Consider the following 21,431-nt stretch of genomic DNA (forward strand, 5'->3'; position numbering starts at 1 on the left):
ACTTGTGTTGTGAACGAAAGTACTTGGGTTGTGAACGAAAGTACTTGTGTTGTAAATGAAAGTACTTGTGTTGTAAACGAAAAGACTTGTGTTGTGAACGAAAGTACTTGGGTTGTGAACGAAAGTACTTGTGTTGTAAATGAAAGTACTTGTGTTGTAAACGAAAAGACTTGTGTTGTAAACGAAAAGACTTGTGTTGTGAACGAAAAGATTTGTGTGTACACCGTAGCCTTTATAAGGGGAGGGTTAGGGTGTGGTAACTTCTTTATAAGGGGAGCAAACAAGGGTAGGGTCAAAACTCCACAGAAATTGTCCCCTGTAAAGTAAATGGTGCTTGGGGAAAGGTGAGGTAGTCGTTTGATTCGTAATATTTGACATTGAAGATGTTCTTAAAGTTGAGTGCAGCCCGCCAATTATCGCGTTTATAAGAGATAGAAGCGTCGGTTCTGACATAAGAGGGAAGGGTTAATGGATCGTCGATGTTGGCAGTGCGATCGCCCACAAAAAACATCCCTGCCCCAATTCCCAGCCCTCTCAAGTCACCCTTTTGAAATTGATATGTTGTCCACAAACTCGCCCCCTGAGTTGGTGCATTTGTCAAGCGGCGACCTTCGGGAAGACGGTTATCTTTGCTCACAAATGCATCATTCAAGTAACCGGAAGCAATAACTCTCCAGCCCGGTGAAATTTCCCCCCCAATATCCAGTTCAATCCCTCGGCTTTTCACTTCTCCAACTGCGATAAAGTATTCGTCATTACCAGTGGTATTCTCAAGGTCTGTAGTCGGAATGTTGGTTTTGCTGATGTCATACACTGCAAGCGTGGCTGACAATCGTTTATCAAAAAGTTCAGCTTTAATGCCTACTTCATACTGAGTCCCGCGCGAAGGCTCTAGCGGTTGTCCACTGACAGTTCTAGAATTATTATTGGGAACAAAGGAACTACTGTAGCTGGCATAGAGCGAAATCGGTTCAATCGGTTGATAGACAATGCCAACGCGGGGTGAAAAAGCACTATCATAAAATTCAGTCGGCGCGGATTGACCGTCCCCACTACTGTATTCCACAAAATCATATCTGCCGCCAGCTAGTAATTTGAGATTTGGGAGCAATGTCACCTGATCTTGCAGGTAAATGCCGGTGGTGGTGGTAGTTTGCTCGAAGAAACTATTGGGATTTGCTATGCGTGGTAAGCCATAGGCTGGATTTAAAATATCGAATGACCCCTCATAAACCCCGCCGATACCCTGATCAGCCTGATCCCTTTTGCGCCATTCCAACCCCAACAGCAGTTGATGGGCGATCGAACCAGTTTTGAAATCACCAATCAAATCCGTTTGCAACGCATAGTTATCAACGTCACTCGGACCGCCAAAGTACGATCGCTCTGTTAACGTGCGACCGTCTGCGGCCAGTTCTCCAGGTTGAGTTACAAGACTGTTGTACTTCTCAGAGAGGTAGAGAAAGCCGCTTCTGAGGCGTAGATTCTGATTAAACCGATGATTCAGCGTTAAATTGAGGCGGTGCTCCTCGTTGTCTTGAAAATCATCAGGTTCGCCGATATTCAGATTTATGGGCACTTTTAAAAAGGCAGAGACAGGTCGCAAGCCGCGATCGAACCCTAGTTTCGCGTTTAGATATTCATAGGCTAAGGTGATGTCGGTTGAGTCGCTAACCTGATAGGTGACAACGGGAGCGATAAAAACGATATCATTGTCAATGAAATCTCGGTAGCTACCGGAGTTTTCATAGGAAACATTCAAGCGGTACAGCAATCGTTTGTCATTGCTAAGGGGCCCAGTCAAATCGATCGTACTTTTGTAGAAGTCGTAGCTTCCGGCAGTTAAATCGACTGCATAGTAAGGAGTACTCAAGGGTTTCTTGGTGACATAATTCACAATTCCACCTGGCTCTAATGCCCCGTATAGCACCGAAGCAGGCCCCTTTAATACCTCTACTTGTTCAATATTGCCACCATCGACGAAGAAAGGCTGAGTGGCAAATCCATCCCTTAAGAAACCACTGTAGAAGCCACGAACACGGACATCTCCGATCAGGTTGCCGTAGCCAGATGCGAGCGTTGTGCCTGAAACGTTGCGAGTCGCATCAGTAATTCGCGTAATACCCTGATCTTTGATCACTTGTTGAGGAATCACTTGAATCGACTGGGGAATATCACGTAAAGGTGTATCAGTCCTAGTTGCAGTTGATGCTTCTGGCACAGTGTATCCGTCTTGCTCACCTGTAACCACCAGTTCGATCGGTTCGTCAGTAAAAGCTGCTGGTTCTTCCGGCTGATTTTCTTCTGTAGGCTTCTCTTCGGTTGGCGGTTGTGGCGTTGAGGGTTGCTGTGCAGCAGACATAGTTGGGGTTAAACCAAAAATCAAACCTTCATCACTATCAAACAACTCAATTTTTGGCACTCCCGCCTCACCCGTCACTGTCACCCGAATAATATTGGCATCCACCTGGGTAACAGTAACAGCAGTAATTCCCGTTACTGGATTATCTGAGCGAAACTCCTTCGCATTTGGCAAAGCTAATTGGCTATTAGAAATATCTGTAATTAATGTGTTTCCCTGATTGCGACTTGTTGGCTGGAGTTTTTCACCTTCCTTGGTTTCAAGAATCACTTCTATGCCAGTGTTGGTACTGTTAACGCGTACTCCTGTTACCTGCACTGAAGATTGAGCATTAGGAGTTGAAGATTGAGATAACCACTCTTGAATACTGGTCGCGGGTTTATCAATTTCACTCAATCGCGGGATTTTAGCCACTACTGACTCTCTCTTCTTTGCTTGAGGAATTTGCTTAATTGCATCTGCAAAAGCTGGCTGAGTTAGCAGCACAGAAAGTACACTCACTATGAAAAGTTGTCGTTTGCACATAGTCGTCACACACACCACATTTATTCCACTGACTGGCAATAATGCCTGACTTTTTTAAAGCTAATTAAAAAAGATTTGCAAATAATATATGGGATTTAGGTGATAATTTTCTCTTTCAGCCGGACTTTTTTCTCTTCCAGCCGGACTGTTTATGATGAATAACTTTGCTAATTAACCAGAAAACGCCTAGTAAAAAGCGTCTGCGATCGCTATATCGCAGAAAATGGAAATATAGCTAAAGTGATGGAAACTTAACTCTAAAAGATTCTACCCGCGATCTGGTAAGCTTTGGGATTGATGCCAAACTTACGTCGAAAAGCTGCACAAAAAGCTGTAGGACTGGCATAGCCCAATGTTGCTGCAACTCCTGCAACAGTCATATTGCTATCTAATAATAGGTCTTGTGCTTGCTGCATTTGATAATCACGCAAGTATCCAAAAACGGTATTACCAAATACATGACGAAATCCTTGCTTGAGTTTGCGTTCATTCAGTCTTACTTGCCGTGCTAACTCTATTAAAGATGGTGGGTTGCAGAGATTATTGATTAAAATCTCCCTGGCTTGATAAATGCGATCGCACTCATCCCGTTTTAGATTAATGGATTGATGTTTAGGCTTATTACTTTCAACTATTTGGCTAAACTGTAAGGCAATTAATTCTAGTGTCTTTGCTTCTAGATAAACACGCCTCATCATCCCTTGGTAAGGACAATGAATAATTTGTCGCACTGCTAGTTGCATAGCTGGCGTCATCTTGCCAACATCTTGATGAAATAGAGGCGCTGAATCACCTTCTAAGAAGGACTGGAGTAATTCAGGGAGAGATTCTTCCTGTCCAACAGACAAAGTTCGCAATAAATGAGATTCCACTCGAATTCGGATATTTTGTAAAAGTCCGGTAGGATGTACCTCAATTTCACGAGTTCCAGGCAGAAAAAATAAATAGCTTTCTCCCGCCTGTTCGCAATTATCCTCTTTAATTCCATAAATTTGTTCTCTACAACCACCTGCCATTATAAAAGCTAAAGTCAAGGGAAAAGACTCACAATGTTGACCCTCGTCTCCCCAAGTTATTGGAGTTTCATAATTACCAATCTGTAAGTAAAGTCCAGGATGTAGATTCATGACTTGAATCAACCCTTTTTTAAGTGGATGTTGCCACGTTTCAATATATTCAGAATCGCTGGATTGGCAGGCAATTTTACCCGTTTCTAAACCCTCTTGCCATAGTTCATCAAAGTCAGCTTCTGTAAAGATGATTGTCATGGTTAAATGAGAAAGATTTTTATTGCTTGCTCTCATTTTCTCATCTACGTAGACGTCCTCTCGGCGGCTTGTGGAAAATATCACGCTCCACTATGTTAGATTCAAGCTACAACTCCTGCGGATGAAGAATCAGGTAATGGCTGCTTCTGTGGAACATGGCTTAAATAATAGCGCTTTTATTCCTCCCTTAGAAAGTGGCGATCGCTTAACCCGCTACGAATTCGAGCGTCGTTATACAGCAATGCCCGATAAAAAAGCAGAATTAATCGAAGGAGTCGTTTATGTGGCATCACCCCTGCGTTTTAGAAGTCATGGCCAACCTCATGGACAGTTAATTACCTGGTTGGGAGTTTATCAAGTTTGCACTCCAGGTTTAGCGCTAGGTGACAATGCTACCGTGCGCTTGGATTTAGACAATGAACCACAGCCTAATGTTTTGCTGTTGATTGATAAACCAAACAGGGGACAGGCACAAATAAGTGAAGATGATTACGTAGAAGGCGCACCGGAATTAGTAGCAGAAGTAGCAGCCAGTAGTGCATCTATTGATTTATACGACAAAAAACGCGCTTACCGTCGCAACGGAGTGCAGGAATACATCGTATGGCAGACTTTGGAAAATAAACTTGACTGGTTCTGTTTGCAAAATGGTGAATATTTACCACTCGTGGCGGATGCAGATGGTGTGATTAAAAGTATAGTATTTCCAGGTTTGTGGTTAGCTGTCACCTCACTCCTTACAGGGGATATGACGACAGTTTTAGCAGTGCTGCAACAAGGGTTAAATTCAAAAGAACACACGGAGTTTGTTGAGCGGTGATCTGGGTAAAAATTCATACGAATAATATTAAATATACAAATATTTACAGAGATAAAATTCTAAGAAAATATCTGGTGTATTTGGGTACAATTACTAAATTGTTACTCATTTATATTAGTAAATGCATTGGTATAAATAAAAATAATTATCAAAACTGACTGTGAGTAGTGAGTAAACTAACTACTGACGGTTATCTCCAGAATTAAGATTTATTGTATTTCCACTGACTATAAATCTCAGATTTTAATTTTCGTCTCAATTCAATATAAAATCTAAAACTTAAAATCCAAAATAAACATGGCAGACCTAACTCCTAATTCTAGTTTTAGTTTGACACTGCGCTTGCAGATTCCCAATCGTATAGGGATGTTAGCATCGATAACCCAGGCGATCGCAACCACTGGCGGTAATCTTGGTCAAATTGATTTAATCGAGCAAACCCGCAAAGAATCCACCCGCGATCTGACTGTGGATGCTGCTAGTACCGAACATGCTGAAACCATTGTGCAAGCAGTAAAAGCATTGCCAGACATCAAGTTACTCAGCGTTTACGATCGCACCTTTAATTTGCATCGCGGTGGCAAAATCAGCATTACTAGCAGAATTCCCTTAAAAAGTGTGTCTGATTTAGCAATGGCTTACACACCCGGAGTTGGTCGAATTTGTACAGCGATCGCTCAAGATCCAGAAGAAGTTTACAAATTAACCATCAAACAAAATACTGTTGCCATTGTTACCGATGGTAGTGCCGTTTTGGGATTGGGAAATCTCGGCCCAGCAGCAGCCTTACCAGTCATGGAAGGTAAAGCAATGCTGTTTAAGGAATTTGCGGGGCTGGATGCTTTTCCCATTTGTCTCGCCACCCAAGATACAGAAGAAATTATCCAGACAGTCAAGAATATCGCACCAGTTTTTGGGGGTGTGAATTTAGAGGATATCGCTGCACCTCGCTGCTTTGAGATTGAAAGAAGATTGCGCGAAGAGTTAGATATCCCCGTTTTTCACGATGACCAACATGGTACAGCAATTGTCACCTTGGCAGCGTTGTTTAACTCCCTGAAACTGGTACATAAGTCCTTAGCAGAAATCAAGATCGTGATTAACGGTGCTGGGGCGGCGGGAGTAGCGATCGCTCGGTTACTCCGTAAAGCTGGGGCAGAAAAAATCTGGATGTGCGATTCTAAAGGGATTATCTCTACTAGTCGTAGCGATTTGACAGAAGAAAAACTCGAATTTGCCGTGAAAGCGCAGGGTACATTAGCGGGTGCAATGCAAGGGGCAGATGTATTTATTGGAGTCAGCGCACCGGGAGTTTTGACACCAGAAATGGTGCAATCGATGGCGAAAGATGCAATTGTGTTTGCAATGGCAAATCCCATTCCAGAGATTCAGCCAGAATTAATCAGCAAAGATGTAGCTGTGATCGCTACCGGTCGCAGTGATTACCCGAATCAAATCAATAACGTTTTAGCTTTTCCTGGGGTATTCCGTGGTGCTTTAGATTGTCGGGCACAGGCAATTACCACCACAATGTACCTAGAAGCTGCAAGTGCGATCGCTTCTTTAGTTAAGCCTTCAGACTTGGATCGGGAACATATTATCCCTTCCGTCTTTGATGAGCGCGTCGTCACTGCTGTTGCTGCTGCTGTACAACAAGCAGCGCGTCAAGAAGGTATCGCTCGGAATTAATTAAAATTAGGACTTACGCAAAGGGAACGGAAAACGTAGACACGAACGCGAGTGCGTCTCCAAGAGTTGTGGCTTGCCGCAGGCTACCACAGAGGACGCAGAGGTCACGGAGGAATGAGAGTTTGGGAGGGTTTTTGTGTAAGTCGTAAAAAGAATAATTCTTGTAAGATGCACAAAAGTCTGAGCGCTGGAAGTCAGCGCTCAGAACTTTGAATTATCTGGCCTATTCTTTATTATTTAGACTACAATCAACTGCTCTATCGACTGATAAAGTTAAACAGATAGGAATTGATGTCTGAATTTAATGAAGTACCAAGCTGGAGGCGAGTTTCTACAAGAAATGCCGTTGATTTTGGCGGGGCCCATTCTAAAACATACTGAACTCGACTCAGTGACGGTATGGGTGGCACTGAAACAGTCTTGTCAAGTAGAACTCAAAGTTTATAGCACAACAAATGATAGTGAAGCATTAGGAAATTGCTTATTAGAAGGGCAACACTCTACCGTCGGTTTGGGCAAGTACCTTCACATTGTTGCTATAACGGCTCGGTCTATGGAGGGGCATCGTTTAACTAATAACCGCATCTATGCATACGACCTTCAATTTACTCTCGCTGACCAAACGCAGCAAACGCTACAGCAAGCATTATGCTCAAACTCCTCTCCTACAGTCAGCATCAGCTACTTTGAACATCAAAAACCAACCTTTGTTCTGCCGCCAAACCGTCTGCAAGATTTGCAAATTATCCATGCTTCCTGCCGTAAACCTCATGGTCATGGATTTGACGCACTGCCGATTCTCGACAGTTTGATTGAGGCAAAAGCAAATCAACCCCAACACCGTCCGCACCAGCTATTCCTCACCGGAGATCAAATTTATGGCGACGATGTAGCAGATCCCTCCCTGTGGGTTGCCAGTACTCTTGGTGATGCCCTCTTGGGTTGGGAAGAACAACTTCCTGTGAATGGAGTGCACTGGACTCCCCAGCAACTACCCCCTGGACAGAGGGCTGAAGTTGCAACAAATCAAGCCGGCTTGACCGCAGGATTACATAATAAAGCTGAGAAAGTTAACAGTCATCTTTTCAGCCTGGGTGAATATTACGCTACTTATTTACTAGCTTGGTCGCCAGTGTGCTGGCCGGTCGCATTTCCCAAAGGACACGAAGTAACGCGCAAGAGCAAAGCTATCAAGCACTGGAATCGGGCAGTGCGGCATTTGCGACAATTCATTTATACCCTTGGGAAAGTGCGCCGCGCCCTTGCCAATATTCCCATGTACACCATCTTTGATGATCATGATGTTACTGATGACTGGAATTTGAACCAAGCTTGGTGTTTGCGAGTATTAGGGCGTCCCTTGGGGCGAAGAATAGTCCAAAATGCATTGTTAGCTTACACAGTATTTCAAGGTTGGGGCAATACGCCTGAGCAATTTGCAGAAGGTAAATCCGGTGAAAAGCTGTTGGCGGCTGCACAAGCTTGGTCAGCTTCTCAAGGGAGAGATGCAAAGGCTGATCAGGCGATCGCTCACTATGTAGGTATGCCAGCCTACGATCCCCACACAGACTTACCTATTTTAGTCCGAGACGGTGCAGTATTCATTCTGGATCGACATCCTGAAGCAATCACTTGGAACTACATAGTCAGGAGCGATCGCCATGAAGTAATTGTGCTGGATACACGCACTTGGCGGGGTTATCCAGCCGATCAAAAACCAATAGCGCCGCCGATGCTGCTGTGTCCAAAAGCCTTTAAGCAACAACTAGTTTTACCTTTGCAAGAAATAGTTGAACAAACTCAGATTCAAACTACATTTGTGATTGCGCCCACCAATGTATTTGGATTACAAGTAATTGATTGGATTCACCATTGGAATTTACAACAGGAGAAAGTTTTTTCAACCGATGTTGGAGATGCTTGGAACATTAATGTTGAAGCACTGGCGGGATTTTTAACTACTTTGTTTGAGGAACGTCAACAAGTCGTTATTCTATCAGGAGATATTCACTACAGTTCTGTTGCTCACTTGTCTTATGCACGCAATCATTCCAAATTACAGTCTGTTTTAGTGCAATTAACCGCTAGTGCATTGAAGAATGAAGAGATTTTGACGCGGCTGATTCATACACGATTGAAAGATTGGCTACTACCAGAAAAGGTACGACATTGGATAGGTTGGATCAATCCACCCAATATGGTAGAAATTTCAGAGAAACAATTACACCATAATCGCCAGTTGCTGACTAACTCTGAGTGGCATTGTGTGTTGGAGTGGATACCTCGAAACAGCGTTCAGGCTTATGCCTGCACAGCAGATATATTATCGTTGATAGCTCCCTGGAAACGAGCCGAAAATGCCAAATGGAAATGGTTACAACCCCTAATGTTTTGGAAATTTCGTTGGGTTCAGGAGGGGCGAGAAGTAGTTGGATTTAATAATTTAGGTCTGGTTCACTTTGAGTTAGTAGATGGGAGTAGTTATTGCAAAGTTATTCAAGATTTGTACTGGTTTTCTTCTTGGTATCCAACCGAAGTTGTTTACAGCCGTTTTGAGAGCCAGTTAACGCCGAATAAGTCATTGTTACGATGATCCCGGAAGATCCCCCCAACCCCCCGATAAATTGGGGGGCTTAATATAAAGGCTTGCTCTAATTCCCTCCAATTTATCGGAGGGTTAGGGAGGATCAAGTCTTAAGCAAAGGAAGCGTATTGATTTTGGTTGTATATGTGGGAACTCTAGATTTAATAAACATACTGGAGAGTGATTTCTATGTCTACGACCCCAATTAGTGCAACCTTGGTACAAACAGACAGAGATGCTGTGTTGCAAGCCATTACCACCATTAAAGAAAAGCTACCATTTTTAGTTGATTTGAGTTCCGACGATCGCAAGACTTTACCCAAGATGGGAGATAAGAGTCGGGCGTTTGTAAGCAAAGCATTAGAGGTGGCGGCGCAGAACCCAGAGTTTTTACCGCGATCGTTCGACTTGGAAGAGATGCGGAAGGATGTGCAATTATTTGAAGCGTTGTATCCGGTGCTGTTGTCGTTGACGCAGTTACAAGAATTGGTGGATGATACATCTCTTGCAGTCGGTAGTGAAGCTTATGCAGCCGCGTTGCAGGTGTATAACTACGCTAAAGCCAGTGGACAAGGCGCGGGTTTAGATGCAGTGGTTGTGGAAATGGGACAACGATTTGCTCGGAAACCTGGAAAATCCAAGTCTCAAAAAGCAGCGTTGTAGAAAATAGCTCAGTAGTTGCACTTAAAAAATGCAAGGTTAAAGCTCAAAATTTGAATGTTGGAGTTAAAAACACGACATTTCGAGTTCTGAGCTTCATTTTTTTAGTTCAAAGGCTCAACGTTCGAGTAAAAAGGTCGGACTTTCGAGTTCAGAGGCTCAACGTTCGAGTAAAAAGGTGCAACTTCCGAGTTCAAAGGCTCAACGTTCGAGTAAAAAGGTGCAACTTCCGAGTTCAAAGGCTCAACGTTCGAGTAAAAAGGTGCAACTTCCGAGTTCAGAGGCTCAACGTTCGAGTAAAAAGGTGGAACTTCCGAGTTCAGAGGTTGAAAGTTGAGATTTTGAGAGCGATCGCAGAAGCATTTTATCCTGAAAGCTTATCTCTGATGTGGCATCATTAAGAGTTTGACTAAGCTAACATAGTAAAAAAGTTTTCTGTCTTTTCTCAGTGAAAATGTCCAGTCAAGATTACGGTTGGAAACGCTTCTGGTGTAGTCGCTCAGGTAGCATTAATCTGGTTTGTGGTGGTTATCTGTGCGACCCAGAAGCAGAGGGGGGACACATCTATAATCCAGACCTTGTAACTTTTAAGGCTATATCCGACTTACCATGTTTAGCACTCTTGGGTGAACCAGGAATTGGCAAAAGCCATACCATAGAGGCAGAGCAAAATGAAATTATTAGCGAAATTCAAAAACAAGGTGGTCAGGTACTTTCGTTAGATATCCGTTCCTATGGAAGTGAAGACAGACTGGTTCGCAGATTATTTGACAGCCCAGAATTTACTCAATGGCTAAAAGGCACTTACCAGTTACATATTTTTTTAGATAGTCTTGATGAATGCTTGCTACGAATAGATACATTAGCAACGCTCCTAGTTGACGAGTTCAAACTTTATCAGAATCATATCCAGCGTTTACATCTTCGTATTGCCTGCCGAACGGCTGTTTGGCAACCAGTCCTAGAAGAAGGATTGAAACAACTTTGGGGTAAAGATAGTGTAGGAATTTATGAACTAGCTCCACTTCGGCGTGTAGATGTGAGTAAAGCCGCAAAGATTGAAGGCATCGATAATCCTGAAGCATTTCTAGAAGAAATTAACAGGAGAAATGTTGTACCTTTGGCTATTAAACCAATTACATTAGAATTTCTGATTAAAACTTATCGTAGCTACGATGGTAAATTTCCTCCTAATCAAAGGTTGCATAAACTTTATCTTGAAGGATGTCTCTGGCTTTGTGAAGAACGGAATAAGAGCCGGATTTCATCGAAATTAAAAGGTAATCTTAAGCGGCAACAACGTTTAATGGTTGCCGCTAGGATTGCAGCGATCATGATTTTTGGCAATAAATCTGTTATCCGGACTGGTATTCAGAGCGATGTTCCAGATGATGACGATTACGTGCTTATTGAAAAGATATGCCAAGGAATCGAAAGCGTTGACGGTAGAGAGTTTGAAATTAATGAAGAAGCTGTTGAAGAAGTTTTAGATACTGGTTTATTCTCATCTCGTGGTGAATTAAGTCGTATGGGATGGGCACACCAAACCTATGCTGAGTTTCTGGCTGCATGGTATCTAACACAACGTCAAATAGAACTATCTCAAATACTAAAACTTATAGTTCATCCTGATGATTCTGACAGCAAGATTATTCCCCAGCTTCATGAAACTGCTGCTTGGCTAGCTGGTATGCTTCCTGAAATTTTTAGGGAAGTAATGAAAACAGATCCCGATGTACTACTTCAAAGCGATGTTGCCACTGTCAGCGATGCTGATAAAGCATCTCTGGTTGAATCTCTTCTAAGATTACACAATGAGGAAAAATTAACGCACCAATATCATACTTGGCTATACCAAAATCTAAATCACCCTAAATTACTCGATCAGCTTCAACCTTATATTTGTGATTCAACAAAGAGTATAAATGCAAAAAACATAGCTATTGATATTGCAGAAGCCTGTAATGTAAAAGCCGTACAAGAATATCTTGCCGATATTGCTCTTGATCCTCAGCAACATTCTTCGGTTCGCATCAATGCAGCAGTGGCTATATGCAATCTTGGTGATGAGAAAACCAAAGCAAGATTAAAACCTTTAGCAGTTGCTAAAATCCAAAATGATGTAGAAGAACAGCTAAAAGGTTGTGGACTACGAGCAGTTTGGCCAAGCAATATAACAGCAGAAGAGGTTTTTACTACCTTAATACAGCCAGTATCTAAATCCATTGGTGGGAGATATCAGTATTTTGTAGCAAAAGAGCTTGGAGAACATCTTCAAATATCTGATTTACCAGTAGCTTTAAGATGGCTAGAAAAACAAGTTAAAAGACGCGATTTACATTATCCTTTTGGGCAGTTGTCAGATGCAATTATGTTGAAAGCCTGGGATAATTTGAATGAACCAGAAGTAATGCAGGCATTTGCTAGAGTTGCTTTTTTGCGGCTTAATAACCGTGATGTAATTGTATATGATAATTCATATAAAACAATATCCTTTAGCCAGGTTTTAAAGGATGATGTTCACAAACGCCGTCAACTTGTAGAATCAATTATCTCTATCATTCCAGAATCAGACAAAGAGCCTCGGTGGTTAATTAGCCACAGAACAGGAATTGTTTTTAAGCAAGATTTTACATGGTTAATTGAATGTCTCCAAAAAACAGAAACTGAACATCATCAAAGGATTTGGGCAAAATTGATCCGGTGGAATTTTGAACAACATCAAATAATTTGGGCAAAGTTGATCCGGTTGAATTTTAGACTGACTCAATTGGAATTTGAGAATCTAGATGCTGTGCTTACAGTAAGCCAGACCAACTTAATACTAAGAAAAGAGTTTGAATCTGTGATCGAAGCAATTGAGTTAGGCTCACTAAGAGCGCAGCAGGAACAAGCAAGATATATAGAACAACAAGAAGGGCTAGACGAAGGCGAGAAGCAACCTCTTTTAGAACCTCCGCCAAGGGAGCGAGTGCTTGAGACTTTGAGTAAAATTGAGCCTGGTCAGTCTAATCTTTGGTGTTCTTTATGCTTTGAATTAACTCTTGAAACTGATAGTACTCATTATACTCATTATGGTGATCCATTTGGATCTAGTTTGACAAATCTTCCTGGTTGGATTGAGGCAGAAGATTCAACCAAAGAAAAAATTCTTAATGCTGCAAGGCTGTATCTGAGTGATGGTGATTCAGAAAATCAAGCTTGGCTGGGTACAAATAATTTTCGCTGCTCTGCACTATTAGGTTATCAAGCATTAAGTCTGTTGCTACAAAAAGCACCAAGCTTTATTTTCACTCTATCGGCCGAGGAATGGCAAAAGTGGACAGCAATAATTCTTGCATATCCCAACGAAGGAAGAACTGAAGACCAAGAGCATCGACAGATATTGATTAACAAAGCCTATGAAAATGCTCCTAGCGAATTTATTAAAGTCTTAATCATATTAATTGAAAAACAGAATCGAGAACATGGTTTTGTTGAAATCAACCGCTTCATCAAAAATTGCTGGGATGAAAACTTAGGCGAGGCAATATTCGATAAAGTTCAAGAAAAAGAATTAACTGATAAAAGTCTAGGTGATTTACTTGAGAATTTACTGAGATATGGATTTATTGAAGCTAAAGTGTTTGCAGAATCTCTAATTACTTCACCTCTTCCGAGCAGTAGCGAGGAAAGAGCAAAAGCAATTGCAGCAGCTTGTGCGCTTATGCTCTATGCAGAAGATGCAGGCTGGTCAGTTGTTTGGCCTGCTATTCAGCAAGATACCGAATTTGGTCGAGAAGTTATTGAAAAGATAACAGCCTCAGTTGAATATAGCGGGAGTATAGAACAGCGTGTACCTGAACAACATATAGCAGATTTATATATCTTTCTTACCAAGCAATATCCTGACTCAGATGGCAACAAACAAAACATTTCTGAAGATGAAAAACTTACAGGTATATCAGCATACGTCGAAAGCGTACAAGAACACAACATCAAAACTTGGAAAGACTATATTCCACAGCGTCTACAAGAACGTGGTACTCCTCAAGGCTGTGAAGCACTTCGCAAAATTATCCGTGAGCTTCCAGAGATGAAAGATAAATTGCAATGGAGATTGCTAGAGGCTAAAGCTTTAACTCGTCGCCAAACTTGGCAACCACTTCAACCAGAGCAGATTCTCCAGATTGTTAGCAAAAAGGAATCACAGACTATGAAAACAATTCTAATCTTGGCATCAAGCCCAGTTGATGAGGCAAGATTACGCCTGGATAAAGAGGCGCGTGAAGTTGATGAGGGATTACGTCGATCTCAGAAACGTGACCAATTCAGATTAGAGAAGAGAGGGGCTGTTAGGACTGATGATTTACGTCGAGCTTTATTAGATACTCAACCACAGATTGTCCATTTCTGCGGGCATGGAGCTGGAGATAAAGGACTAGTGGTAGAAGACGAAGAAGGTAAATCAAAACTAGTGAGTACAGAGGCTCTCGCAAGTTTATTTGAACTGTTTGCTGAACATGTAGAATGTGTTCTTCTCAATGCTTGCCTTTCTGAGGTGCAAGCAAACGCAATTGTCCAGCATATTAACTATGTAATTGGTATGAGCGATTCAGTAGGAGATACTGCTGCGATCAAGTTTGCCACAGGGTTCTATGATGCTCTTGGAGCGGGGAAGTCAATTGAAATAGCTTATAAATTTGGATGTAATGCAATTCAATTAGAGAACATTCCAGAGCATTTAACTCCAAAATTGAAGAAAAAATAGCTCAATCACCTTTTTGGTAATCAGAAAACCGCCTCTTCAATCACTATCATCCAACCTTATACCTTCAAGTTTTAACCTCAGAACCCGAAACTTGGACTTCAGAGGCTCAACGTTCGAGCAAAAAGGTGCAACTTCCGAGTTCAGAGGCTCAACGTTCGAGCAAAAAGGTGCAACTTCCGAGTTCAGAAGCTCAACGTTCGAGCAAAAAGGTCGAACTTCCGAGTTCAAAGGCTCAACGTTCGAGCAAAAAAGTTCAACTTCCGAGTTCAGAGGCTCAACGGTCGAGCAAAAAGGTCGAACTTCCGAGTTCAGAGACTCAATTTTAGTGTTCTAATCAGTAAAAGCTGAGAATGTATGGAGTCAATTCAATAGAATTATCCCAATACAGCATATATTTACGTCATATACTATTCTGGAAGTCAAGAAACCCAAGCGAATTTTGACTTTGCCGAGAAATAAAAGTTTTCCTTTTGGCGGGAGGGTTAGACAATGAGTGATTTACAAACCCAGCTACCGACAGATACATGGATTTACACTTCTTGGGAGGAGTATGAGCAGATAGTCACCAACTTGCTCAACGAGAAGGCAAAGAGTTACTACTATAAGGGACACATGAGGCTGGAGATAGCACCAGTTAGTTTTGATCATGGTAAAGACCATGTTGTAATTATTTTTGCAGTGACTCTATTTGCAGCACTTAAAAGCATTGCAGCCACAGGTTTAGACACAACCACCTTTCGTAAAACTGGTGTTCAGGATTGTCAGCCCGATGTGGCGTATTACCTCAGAGAACGCGCCCAAGCTATCCCAGCAGGTACAGGGATTGTCAACCTTGATCGGTATCCTGCACCGGATTTGGTGATTGAGATTGCTAAAACATCGCTGCTGGATGACTTAGGTACAAAGCGATCGCTCTATGAAGAGTTGGGTATTGCTGAATACTGGGTAGTGGATGTGCAAAATGCCCAAATCATTGCCTATGCTATGGCAGAGCAAGGTAGTAAACGTATCCAGGAATCACAGGTATTACCTGGGCTGGCGATTGCAATTTTAGAGGAAGCCTTACGCCGTAGCCGTGAGATTAATCAATCTGAAGTTGGAGCTTGGTTATTGAGCCAGTTTCAGTAAAAAGAGTATTGTTAACTAATAGTTTTTTCAAAAAGATATACATCATCTTGTTGATATTCTAAGTGAAAAATTGACTGATTTTTCAATATATTTAGTAAGTTAGAAAGAGATTCTGAAGTTGCAGCCCAGCCTGGGTGGCGAACATTGAGCAAGACATAATAAAACTTGTTCAATTCAGCAATATTTTGAGAAGGATTATATTTAAAACTAATTAACTGTCTGTGGGTTAAATGTGGACTAATTATATCTGTAGTTAAAACGCTATCTTTAGTCTTCACTAAAGCGATCGCCTCTTTTGTAGCTGCCCAATTATCTATATTGTGGAGATATTTTGAGCTAAAGAAACCATATTTACCAAAAACCAAAAACCAAACTAAAGACCACAAAATAATTGCTCGTCTTTGTTTTAACCATGCTTTACCTGCTGCTAGGCTGGCAATTAAAACTAAAATAAGAAATGGAATTGCTGGTAAAGAATAATGTAAAACTAGATTTTTTTGTGAAGGATGATCAGCAAGTAAATTTAGTGCTATGCAAGGAATTATACTTATCAAAGGTATGAGGTATTGTGATCTTAAACCCCAAATAACAGGTAAGAATAAAAAACATAAATATTCTAAATTTATAATTGAAAACAGATTGTTAAAAATAATTTTTGGTTGAAAAAGTAATATTTGTAGCATTTCGGAAAATGAGTTTCCCAAATAGCTATAGCGATAAAGATGACGGTTAAGTAACGCAGCTTCAGTACCAAAATAAGGGATAATAATCCAGTTAGCAATCAAAAACCATATTGTCCCACTAATAATTGCGATCGCACCATATAAACGTCGCTTTTCAAACAAGAGTAACCAAATCCCCATAGCCACTACAGTCAGCGATAATACAGCTTTACAACCCAATACCACAAGAATACTGAGGCAAAACCAAGCTATTTTTCTCGATCTAGCAGTCAAAACTGTGAACAAAAGTGCAGGGACTGCGATCGTATCTGGGTGAAAATCACAGAGATTGCTATTGTAAACCACCGGATACATTAGATATACAGCCACTATTGCGACTGCTAAATTTTCTTTTAAACCTGCTTGCAGCGCCAGAAAATATGTAGGTAAAGCACCTAATGCTAAAGCAATAGACTGTACTGCAAACAGCCAATAAACACTAGGATAAATTTTGTACAATAAAGCCAAAGGATATAAAATCCAAGCAGCATGATCGGCTAAAACATGAAAACCAAGTACAGAAGAAACTGGCGGTTTTCCTTGACTAATTAAGTAAATACATTGGTCAAAAAATGCTAAATCCCCAGATGAATTAAATAATTCGTGTCGGAAGCTGCTGGAGATAAATAAAATTAAGGTACTAATGCCAATAATTACTTTGATATTATTCATTTTTGGCAGTTTTTTTGTTATTTCAATCCTACTCACCATTATTAAAACTTTTGATTTAGATTAGAGTTAAATCCAGTTTGTAAGTTTGGATAAATCAGATCGCACTTTCGTACAACAAACCAGAGAGCAAAACCTAAAGGTACTGAAAATAACTGGATAAATATGGGAGTTCCTAAGTAACTAAATAATGATGCCATTTGCACGACTATAGCTACCCAAAAATATCGAGGGAAGTAAAAGGCAAAGATAATCGAAAGAATATCGGCAGGATAAAAATATCTTTGGTGCATTTTGGGCAAGATATATGGCATAAACAAAACTGAGATGGTGGCTAAGTGTATCAGTCTATCTTGAGTAATTTCTAATCTACTTTTATAAACAATGTATGCTAATAAAAATATTGCAGATATAGTTAATGTTAAACCTATAGGGACAACAATATTATAAAAATTGTTAGGAATCCATTGATAAAGATTAGGCACCCCTTTAGCCAACTCTTTGTATTTATTAGCTTGGCTAAAGTAGATTAATAGCAATTCTTGTATCGGTCTTCCCATCAACCAAGGCGGTAAAACTGCAATTATATATACTGCTGGAATTAATGGTAAATAATACCAATGAATTCTTTTTTTGAACAAAAGAGCTAATAATAAAGGTGCTAAAAACATTGCTTGCAACTTAAAAGAAAGCCCTACACCAAAACTGAGTAAGGCAGAAATTTCTTTTTGAATACATAAAAAGTAAATGCAAGCAATCATCCCTGTTGTATAGATGCTGTCACATTGACCCCAGAGGGCACTATTATATATCACAGTTGGACTCAAGATAACTGCCAAAAAAGCAAAGATTGGTTTACTACCATCTGGGTATTTCAGTCTGACAATTTTGTAAGTTAAAAAGCCACAAATAAAATCAACAGCCATCGCAAAAAGCTTGATTGCGAAAATTTTTGGCAATCCAGAAAGCAGGGTGGCAGCAATTAAAATCCAATATAGGTAGGGCGGCGTATAGTCGGCAAAACTATATTTGAGAGCGTTAAACCCACCATGAGATGCAATGAAATCATACCAAGGCGCTAAGAAAGATTTATAATCCGATGATTGATTAGGAACACAAACCAATCGGATCAGTACTGCTAAGATAATTCCAATAGTTAAGTATCCAGAAACTGGAGATGGAAAAAAATTTAAGAACCTATTAAACGGAGATTTCACTAATTTTAATAATCTCTTGTCTGAAGTTTTTGTCATAAATTGTATCTGTTATTCAAAAATGATGAAATCATCTCAAAGTATCTATTCTTTTGGCAAAGTGTTGAACCGCCTTTGCTGTAATATAAGACTGGTTTACGAAACTGCTATGATGCCATATAAAGCAAGCTTTAGTGGGGATATCCTGGAGGTTTGAGAGAGATGATTATCCCGATTTTAGATATGCGTCTATTCCGAGAAAAGAAATGGTTATTTAGCCTACTGGTAATATCTCTATTTCTATGGCTGATATTTTTGGGAAACTCCCCTTTAAGAGATTGGGATGAAGGTACTGTGGCACAGGTTGCTCGTGAAATTTGGCGTGCTCCACTTGGTTCAATGCATTGGCTTTACCCCACTTTGGGAGGAGAACCTTATCATAATAAGCCACCCCTGATGCACTTGTTAATTGCTTGGACTTATTCAATCGGCGGCGTGAATGAGTGGACAACGCGTCTACCAGGTGCAGTGTTAACTGCTTTAGGAGTGCCTTTGCTTTACTTGGTGGGATGTTTGCTTTTTAACCAAAGTTTACCAGCTCTGTTTAGCGCTTTAGTTTACCTGACGATGTTGCCTGTGGTGCGTCACGGAAGGCTAGCAATGCTAGATGGTACAACTATTACCTTTTTCTTGCTGCTGTTGTTTTGTTTGCTAAAAGCACGTCAGAATCGTCGGTATGCTCTCGGTGTGGGATTTTGTCTAGGGTTAATCACTCTCACGAAAGGGATGATAGTTTTGCCGCTAGGGGCGATCGCTTGTTTATTGCTGATTGCAGATCGGCAGTTTGCTTTGTTAACAAGCCCCTATTTATGGGTGGGAATGTTTTTAGGAAATGCACCAGCGATCGCTTGGTTTGCTGCTCAATGGCAACATTATGGCGAAACTTTCTTCCAAGTGAACTTTCAAACACAAACTTTTGATCGCCTTACACAATCTGTTGAAGGTCATAGTGGGCCACCTTGGTACTATTTAATTGAGTTAATTAAGTATAGTTTTCCGTGGCTATTATTTTTACCGTCAGGTTTTTATCTAGCTTGGAAAAAACGTCATACTTCCTGGGGTCATCTAATTATAATCGGCACAATTTTTTATTTAGGAAGTATCTCTTTAATGAGAACTAAACTTCCGTGGTATGTTATGCCTCTATATCCATTTTTAGCTTTGGCAATTGGTGCTATACTTAGCGAAATTTGGCAGTACGGTCATTTTAAGGTGCGAACTTGGACAAGATTTATGGCTATTATTGCGATTGCTGGTTTAGGAGGTTGTGTTTACTTTATTCTTGCAAAAAAAGAGCCTATTTTAATAGTCATGAGCATTGTTTTGGCAATAAGTATGAGTGCAGTAGTCTGGTTAATTAGCCAACGCGATCGCAACTTTATTCCAGTGTTATTTTCTGGAATGTACTTAGTTTTAGCACTGTTGATGAGTTCGCAATCATGGATTTGGGAATTAAAGGAAGCTTTTCCAGTTAAACCAGTAGCAGAATTAATTCGGGCAAATGTTTCACCAGGAACAAAAATTTATACTTCTTTTGCTTATGAGCGTCCCAGTTTAGACTTTTACTGCGATTGTAAGGTAACTCCTACAACTGTCCCAATTTTACAAAAAATGTTATTTAATAAATCTTATTTGCTATTAGACAATGGGGCTTTACAGCAAATTAATATAACTGGTAGTAAAATTATCGGCTCGACTAAAGAATTCACACTTGTTTCACCATAAGTTAAACATGTAGGATATTTTACTTTTTTCATCTTAATTAATTTATCCTTTAGGTACATACTCTCTAAAATTTAGCTTTGGATAAATTAGATCGCACTTTCGCACAACAAACCAGAGAGCAAAACCTAAAGGTACTGAAAATAATTTGATCAATATGGGAGTTCCCAAATAGCTGAAAAATGATGCCATTTGCACAACTATAGCTACCCAAAAATATCGCGGAAAGTAAAAGGCAAAGATAATCGAAAGTATATCCGCAGGATAAAAATATCTTTCATGCATTTTGGGCAGGATATATGGCATAAATAGAACTGAGATGGTGGCTAAGTGTATCAGTCTATCTTGAGTAATTTTGAGCTGACTTTTATAAACAATGTATGCCAAGAAAAATATTGCAGATACAGTTAACGTTAAACCGATAGGCACAACAATACTATAAAAATTGTTAGGAATCCATTGATAAAGATTAGGTGCACCTTTCGCCAATTCTTTGTATTTATTAGCTTGGCTAAAGTAGATTAATAACAATTCTTGTATTGGTCTTCCCATCAACCACGATGGCAAAACTAAAATTATATATACCGCTGGAATTAATGGTAAATAATACCAATGAATTCTTTTTTTTAATAAAAGAGTTAATAATAGAGGTGCTAAAAACATCGCTTGCAACTTAAAAGAAAGCCCTACACCAAAACTGAGTAAGGCAGGAATTTCTTTTTGAATAGATAAAAAGTAAATACAGGCAATCAATCCAGTTGTATAAATGCTGTCACATTGACCCCAGAGGGCACTATTATATATCACAGTCGGACTCAAAATAACTACCAGAAAAGCAAAGATGGGTTTATTACCATCTGGGTATTTTAGTTTTACAATTTTATAAGTTAAAAAGCCACAAAGAAAATCAACAGTCATCGCAAAAAGCTTGATTGTGAAAATTTTTGGCAATCCAGAAAGCAGGGTGGCAGCAATTAAAATCCAATATAGGTAGGGCGGTGTATAGTCAGCAAAACTATATTTAAGAGCGTTTAACCCACCATGAGATGCAATGAAATCATACCAACGCGCTAAAAAAAACTTGTAATCCACCGATTTATTTGGAACACAAAGCAATCGAATCACCACTGCTAATATAATCCCAATAAACAAGTATCCAGGAACCGGGAATGGCAAAGAGTTTAAGAACTTATTAAACGGAAATTTCACTAATCTTAATAATGTTTTTTCGGAAGCCTTCGTCATAAATTGTATCAGTCTCGTTGGCAGTGTCTAAATA

General features: G+C 40.3%; 12 protein-coding genes. 7 read left to right on the forward strand and 5 right to left on the reverse strand.

Annotated elements, in window-relative coordinates; genetic code table 11:
• Window positions 1-292: 292 nt before the first annotated feature.
• On the reverse strand, window positions 293-2,863 hold the full coding sequence (locus V7L12_RS28930) for a TonB-dependent siderophore receptor (RefSeq protein ID WP_335089642.1): 2,571 nt from the start codon (window positions 2,861-2,863) through the stop codon (window positions 293-295).
• Between the two features lie 281 nt (window positions 2,864-3,144).
• Window positions 3,145-4,191: a helix-turn-helix transcriptional regulator gene (locus tag V7L12_RS28935; RefSeq protein WP_335089644.1), complete on the reverse strand. Its 1,047-nt coding sequence runs from the start codon at window positions 4,189-4,191 to the stop codon at window positions 3,145-3,147.
• A gap of 100 nt (window positions 4,192-4,291) precedes the next feature.
• On the opposite strand from V7L12_RS28935, the gene V7L12_RS28940 reads away from it, so the two are divergent.
• From V7L12_RS28940 to V7L12_RS28965, 6 genes are all read left to right on the forward strand, one after another.
• Window positions 4,292-4,975 (forward strand): Uma2 family endonuclease, encoded by a 684-nt coding sequence (locus V7L12_RS28940; RefSeq protein ID WP_335089646.1) that lies wholly within the window; start codon window positions 4,292-4,294, stop codon window positions 4,973-4,975.
• 297 nt (window positions 4,976-5,272) lie between these two features.
• A complete protein-coding gene (locus tag V7L12_RS28945; protein ID WP_334823574.1) occupies window positions 5,273-6,664 on the forward strand; it encodes a malic enzyme-like NAD(P)-binding protein in 1,392 nt (463 codons plus the stop codon).
• Between the two features lie 304 nt (window positions 6,665-6,968).
• Window positions 6,969-9,257, forward strand: a complete 2,289-nt coding sequence (locus V7L12_RS28950; protein WP_335089647.1) for a PhoD-like phosphatase — start codon at window positions 6,969-6,971, stop codon at window positions 9,255-9,257.
• A 180-nt stretch (window positions 9,258-9,437) separates the two neighbouring features.
• The gene (locus tag V7L12_RS28955) at window positions 9,438-9,911 is read left to right on the forward strand and encodes a hypothetical protein (RefSeq protein ID WP_334823578.1); all 474 of its coding nucleotides are present in this window, start codon (window positions 9,438-9,440) and stop codon (window positions 9,909-9,911) included.
• A 970-nt stretch (window positions 9,912-10,881) separates the two neighbouring features.
• Complete coding sequence (locus V7L12_RS28960) at window positions 10,882-14,658, forward strand: CHAT domain-containing protein (RefSeq protein WP_335089648.1); 3,777 nt, start codon at window positions 10,882-10,884, stop codon at window positions 14,656-14,658.
• Between the two features lie 489 nt (window positions 14,659-15,147).
• Entirely contained in the window at window positions 15,148-15,786 is a 639-nt protein-coding gene (locus tag V7L12_RS28965) for a Uma2 family endonuclease (RefSeq protein ID WP_335089649.1), read from the forward strand.
• 11 nt (window positions 15,787-15,797) lie between these two features.
• On the opposite strand, the gene V7L12_RS28970 is transcribed toward V7L12_RS28965, so the two are convergent.
• Both V7L12_RS28970 and V7L12_RS28975 read right to left on the reverse strand, forming a co-directional pair.
• Window positions 15,798-17,180 (reverse strand): DUF2079 domain-containing protein, encoded by a 1,383-nt coding sequence (locus V7L12_RS28970; RefSeq protein ID WP_335089651.1) that lies wholly within the window; start codon window positions 17,178-17,180, stop codon window positions 15,798-15,800.
• Between the two features lie 41 nt (window positions 17,181-17,221).
• Window positions 17,222-18,430 (reverse strand): hypothetical protein, encoded by a 1,209-nt coding sequence (locus V7L12_RS28975; RefSeq protein WP_335089653.1) that lies wholly within the window; start codon window positions 18,428-18,430, stop codon window positions 17,222-17,224.
• A 183-nt stretch (window positions 18,431-18,613) separates the two neighbouring features.
• On the opposite strand from V7L12_RS28975, the gene V7L12_RS28980 reads away from it, so the two are divergent.
• Window positions 18,614-20,155 (forward strand): ArnT family glycosyltransferase, encoded by a 1,542-nt coding sequence (locus V7L12_RS28980; RefSeq protein WP_335089900.1) that lies wholly within the window; start codon window positions 18,614-18,616, stop codon window positions 20,153-20,155.
• A gap of 42 nt (window positions 20,156-20,197) precedes the next feature.
• Here the strand turns inward: V7L12_RS28980 and V7L12_RS28985 are convergent, their stop codons facing one another.
• The gene (locus V7L12_RS28985; RefSeq protein ID WP_335089655.1) at window positions 20,198-21,397 is read right to left on the reverse strand and encodes a hypothetical protein; all 1,200 of its coding nucleotides are present in this window, start codon (window positions 21,395-21,397) and stop codon (window positions 20,198-20,200) included.
• Window positions 21,398-21,431 lie beyond the last annotated feature (34 nt).

The sequence above is a fragment of the Nostoc sp. genome (genome assembly GCF_036918245.1).
Taxonomy (GTDB): domain Bacteria; phylum Cyanobacteriota; class Cyanobacteriia; order Cyanobacteriales; family Nostocaceae; genus Nostoc.